The organism is Intestinibacter sp. (assembly GCF_034113885.1).
In the GTDB taxonomy this organism is placed as follows: Bacteria; Bacillota; Clostridia; order Peptostreptococcales; family Peptostreptococcaceae; genus Intestinibacter.
The window spans coordinates 1-5,135 of record NZ_JAXEWM010000151.1; the positions used below are offsets into that span (position 1 = coordinate 1).

Sequence of the window (5,135 nt, forward strand, 5' to 3'; positions counted from 1 at the left end):
TCTGGTAATATTTTTATATTATTATAATATTCTTTAAACAAACATGTAACAATTTTTTCACCATTATCATCAAATCTTGTTACATCATAGCTATTTATTACTTTTTTATTAATTATTCTTTCTAAATATTCTAATACAATTTTTCCACTCTCACTAAAATCTATTAATTTTTTATCAATTCTATGCTTTTTATCAAAAAAATCATTTGGTTCATAATTTTCCATATTTTTTTCTGAAACTTTTACAACATCTTTTATAAAAAAAGTTATAATATCCGAAATTATTCTTGAACGAATCATATCTTCCTCATAAATAAATATTCTTCCTTCTTTCTTTTTAGATTCTATTTCATATTTTATATTATCAAGAATTTCTTTTATTTCGCTCATTTTTTTTATGCTACAATATTGTATTAATTCATCTAAATTAATATGTTTTGATAAAAGAGCATCATCTAAATCATGGCTTCTTTGTGCTATTTCATCTGCTATAGCTACAATTTGACCTTCTAATGTTGTAGAAAATGGATAATCTAAAAATAAATATTCCTTTTCTCCGTTAACTAAGAATTCATCTATTTTAAAACATTTTTCTTCTTGACATTTACAATCTTTCTTGTCATCTTTACATAATTCACATATCTTAGTATGTTTGAGAACGCCTTCTAATACTTGATAAGATAAATTTATTCCCTCATGTTGTATATATTTTTCTTCTAAGTAACTTAATACCCTTAATCCTTGATAATTATGCTTGAATCCACCCATTTTTAACTTTTCACAATTAGGAATTATATCTGTTTTACCTCTCAATATATTATTTAAAGTTCTTTCCCCCTGGTGACCAAATGGAGTATGACCTATATCATGAGCTAATGCAATTGCCTCTGTTAATTCATTATTTAATCCTAATTCAATACAAATTCCTCTAGCAATTTGAGATACCTCTAATGTATGAGTCATTCTTGTTCTATAATGATCTCCTTTTGAAGCAGTAAATATTTGTGCCTTATCCACTAATCTTCTAAATGTTCTAGCATGTATTAAACGCTCTCTGTCTATTTGAAACTCACTTCTATTATCACTATTTTTTTCTTTTACATCATAAGCTCTTATACAATATTCATTTTTTTGGCTTAATTTATTTAAATTTTGTTCCCATGGTATCTCTCTATATTTTTTAGATTTATCAGAATACTTTAATTTGTAAATTTTTCTTTTAGAAGCTTCTAATTGATTGTATGCTTCTATGGCACTTTCTACATTTACATAAGAGCCTTGCTCAAAATCTTTATTTAAATCAAAAACTATTGCGGATATAAAATTTTTAATAACTAAGCTAGAATTAATAATATCCCTTATAATATAACTAAAACTCATATGTTCTTTATATGCATTTTTCTTTATTTTACATGTTCCTAAATATATTTTCTTAACTGCTTTATTTTCTTTATTAAACTCTAAAAAAGCAATCTTGTACTCTTTTAATTTTTCTAAATTTTCTTTTTGAAGATTTTCTTCATCTTTTAACTTTAAATTATAGTACCTATGTTCAGATAATTCAAAACTTTGATTTAAACGTTCAATTATGTCTTCACTCTCATCTGCTACTTTTACTAATATAAAATTTTCAGTTTTATTCATAAATATTTCACCTCGTTTTTTATTAAAATTTTTAATTTATTTGGTTATAAATATAATAATTTCTATACTTTTGTAATATTATTATTTAATCTATTATATGCTTAGGCGTACCTCCAGGAGAAATCTTATCTCTTTCACTTTTATAAATCCTATCAGCATACTCTTCAATTTTATTCATTATCCACATATAAGCTGTTGTCCCTTCTGAATAATCCGCTTCTGCGAACATATCTATACGTCCATCTTTTCTCATTTGTTCAACCTGTTTGAATTCTTTTTCTTTCCCTTTAGGATAAATAGCAAATGTAGAACCTCCATTTTTTTTAACTACAGAAAAAGCAGGTATATCACTTGGTCCATCTGCAATATATATCATGTTCTCAAATTGAACCCTTCTAAATTCTTTAGCTATTTTCATATTTACATCAATATCCTCTAATATTCCAACACCTTTATTAATTTCAAATAAAGCTCTTGTCTTTGAGGTATTATCAATTGTATATCCAATTTCACTTATTATTTTTTCTTCAGGATTTTCAGGGTCAACATCTTCTATTAATTCGCATGCCCACACTTGTTGTATAAATTTCCTTATATTAGATCCTTCTATTATCTGCTTCATGCCTGTACTAACGATATAATGTTCGACTTCTATTCCATATAATTTATATTTAGTATTTCCTTCTATCTTTTCTTTTGTTTTTTGAAATATCTCAGGTATTCCCTTATAAAAATCTAACTCTTTTCCAAATTCTCTTAACTTATCATTATTTAATCCTTTAAATTTGCCTTCTTTAGCGTATTTAATAAATTGATTTAAATAGATAGTATCCTTATTAACTTTTACACCTTGTGATTCATACTTTTCTGGAAGACTATTAACTTCATTCCAAAAATTTTTTGAATCCTCACCATAATATTTAAATATAGGATCTTGCATATATCCATTAACTAGTGTTTTATCAAAGTCCCAAACAACTGCTATAATATTTGCCATAAATATCCCTCACTTTTTGTAATTTTTATAAACTGGAATTTAATAGATAAATTTTGTACTTAAAACTTTAGATATTGATTTTAATAATAATATTATAGCACTTTGATATAATGCATTAATAGATCATTATTGCTTCAAAGTGCTATTTTTCATCATTTTATTTAATTTTCTACATACGAACTATCTTCTTTAAATCCTCTATATATGAGTAATAAATCTGTTCTCCTTCGCTCGTTTTAAATGCTGGTTTTGGATTTAAATTTAATAATATCTCTATATCAACCTTATCAATCAAATCTTCCACAACTTCACTTTTGAATCTTCCTTCTAATAAAAGCTCAACTATTTTCTCTTTGCTTAAATAAGGAGCTAAATATTTATTAAAATACTTTGATTGACACAGGCTATTTTCTAATATTTTTTTCGCTATTTCAACTAAATCCTTTTTATCAAAATAAAATAAGTAATCACCACATTTTATATGACTATAAAATATTAAATCTTCAACTAAATCTCTAGCTTCATCTATCCATATGTTGTCAAGCCCGTCATTTGTCTTTGAAAACATATAAAAATTTGCAATTTCATTATCTACATAAACAGGTCCACGCACTAAATCTATCAATAGATCCATATCCTCTTGCAAAATTTCTATATAAGTCGGGTCCTGCATCATATCAAATATTCTTTCTACATCTTTTTCTTTTACGCTCTCGTATCTCTGTTTTAATAAACCTTCTTCATATTTATACATCTTTTGTATTAATTCCTTGCTGTCCATATTACCTCCTAAAGTCTTGTTAATCATTTATTCCATCCTATGTCTATGACCGTCACCATGATGTCTCTCACCTTCCATCTGATCATTAGGATTCGTAAACGAAACTCCCAAAGCATCACTTACCGCCTCAATTATCCCATTACTACTATAAGTAGCGCCACTTACCACGTCAACATCTGTAGATTGATTGGAAATAATTTCATTTATTATTGTGTTTTGAGCCTTATCGAAAAATGGTTCATCGTCTTGATATGACTGCACTGTGATAGATGAAATATTTCCACCGCTTACTTTTACCTCGACTGTGACTGTTCCTCTATAGCCCTCTCCGCTGCCTGTATAAGTTCCATCTGCGTATTTGCCTTGTTCTGAAGAAGTATTTGAGATTAACTGTTCGGTCGAATTACTTGCATTTGGAATCATTGTACTTGCACAATATATTCCTAAAATTGTAGCTGCAACGATTATTCCTGAAACAGCTTGTTTTGGATTTATGTATAGAGCTTTTGGTTTGCATGTATCTATACATTTGAAGCAATCTATGCATTCACTGGAAATAACTTTTCCGTGGATGCTTGTTTCTTCGTCGACGTCTATTCCCATTGGACATTTTTTTGTGCATAAATCGCAGTTTACGCATTTAGTTGAATTCTTTTTTATTTTATAAATACGAGGCTTTGAGATTAATGAAAATATTCCACCTAATGGACAAAAATATCTGCAAAAGGCTCTTTCTACAAACAGTGAAGATATGATTATCAGTAAAAGCAAAAGCCCTCCAAATGTTAGGAGCATGCTAAAATCTGACCAGCCCTTGTATGATGAATATATGCCAAAGACATTCCATGGGTTGAGCTTTGCGTCTATTGTGATGTTGAAGGTCCAAAGCATTACAAATATTATTATTAATATGTACTTTATGTATCTTAATTTTTTGTCGAGATTTGGATTTATCTTTATTTTTTTTATTTTTAATTTTGTTCCTAGGTAATTTAGGAATTCTTGCATACTTCCAAAGGCGCAGATGTATCCGCAGAAAAATCTGCCTAGGAAAATCGTGATCGGTATTACTGCTATTAAAATTAATATTGGCGACATCATGCTAGATAATGTAAATGTCCCTTCTAATATTGCTCTATATATTGATGATATTGCATTCCATGTCAATATAAATAATCCTGGAAATAGTATAAAGCTTATTAATTGAATAATGTGCCTTGTTATTTGCGTTATAGAATATTTTATCCTTTTAATTTTCAATCTCCTTATTCTTTATTTTAATAAATATTTTAAAATATCTTTCTTTTTTCTATTTTTTTATTATATTTTTTCAATCTTAATTTAAACTTAATAGATTTAAAATAATATAATAATTTTTTATGATATAACAAATTTTAGCACAAAATAGTATCTTACTTTAAATAAGAATTTAAAAATATAGCACTTTGATGTAATATATATAATAGATTTATTACTTCAAAGTGCTATTTTTTAGTTCATTTTCAAATTCTAGCATGAGTTCTTTATTTGGTATTTTTAAATAACCGTCATTGTAAGATAGAAAGCCTAGAGTAATCATAGCAGAATAGATTTCTTCCTTAGTCTTCGGATCACCTTGCCCCGCTCTAAATTCTTCATTTATAGTTATATCTATCTCCTCTCCTGAAACCATTCTTATCACATCTTCTCTAATTTCAAGAGTATTATATTTAAG

At 27.2% G+C, this 5,135-nt stretch carries 4 protein-coding genes and 1 pseudogene; all 5 read right to left on the reverse strand.

What is annotated here, in order from left to right; all coding sequences use genetic code 11:
* Positions 1 to 1,643: deoxyguanosinetriphosphate triphosphohydrolase family protein (locus SPD90_RS09355; protein ID WP_320925049.1), on the reverse strand; the 1,643-nt coding region annotated here is incomplete at its 3' end.
* Positions 1,644 to 1,728: 85 nt separating this feature from the next.
* On the reverse strand, positions 1,729 to 2,640 hold the full coding sequence (locus SPD90_RS09360) for a haloacid dehalogenase-like hydrolase (protein ID WP_320925050.1): 912 nt from the start codon (positions 2,638 to 2,640) through the stop codon (positions 1,729 to 1,731).
* A gap of 169 nt (positions 2,641 to 2,809) precedes the next feature.
* Positions 2,810 to 3,448, reverse strand: a complete 639-nt coding sequence (locus SPD90_RS09365; protein WP_320925051.1) for a hypothetical protein — start codon at positions 3,446 to 3,448, stop codon at positions 2,810 to 2,812.
* Positions 3,449 to 4,588 carry a 4Fe-4S binding protein gene (locus tag SPD90_RS09370; RefSeq protein ID WP_320925052.1) on the reverse strand — a complete coding sequence of 380 codons (1,140 nt, stop codon included), beginning with the start codon at positions 4,586 to 4,588 and terminating at the stop codon, positions 3,449 to 3,451.
* Between the two features lie 304 nt (positions 4,589 to 4,892).
* A pseudogene (locus SPD90_RS09375) lies at positions 4,893 to 5,135 on the reverse strand (AAA family ATPase); the annotation flags it as partial.

Excerpts from the sequence above, each read along its gene's own strand:
- SPD90_RS09360 (WP_320925050.1), bottom strand. The coding sequence starts at position 2,640 with ATGGCAAATATTATAGCAGTTGTTTGGGACTTTGATAAAACACTAGTT.
- SPD90_RS09365 (WP_320925051.1), bottom strand. The coding sequence starts at position 3,448 with ATGATTAACAAGACTTTAGGAGGTAATATGGACAGCAAGGAATTAATA.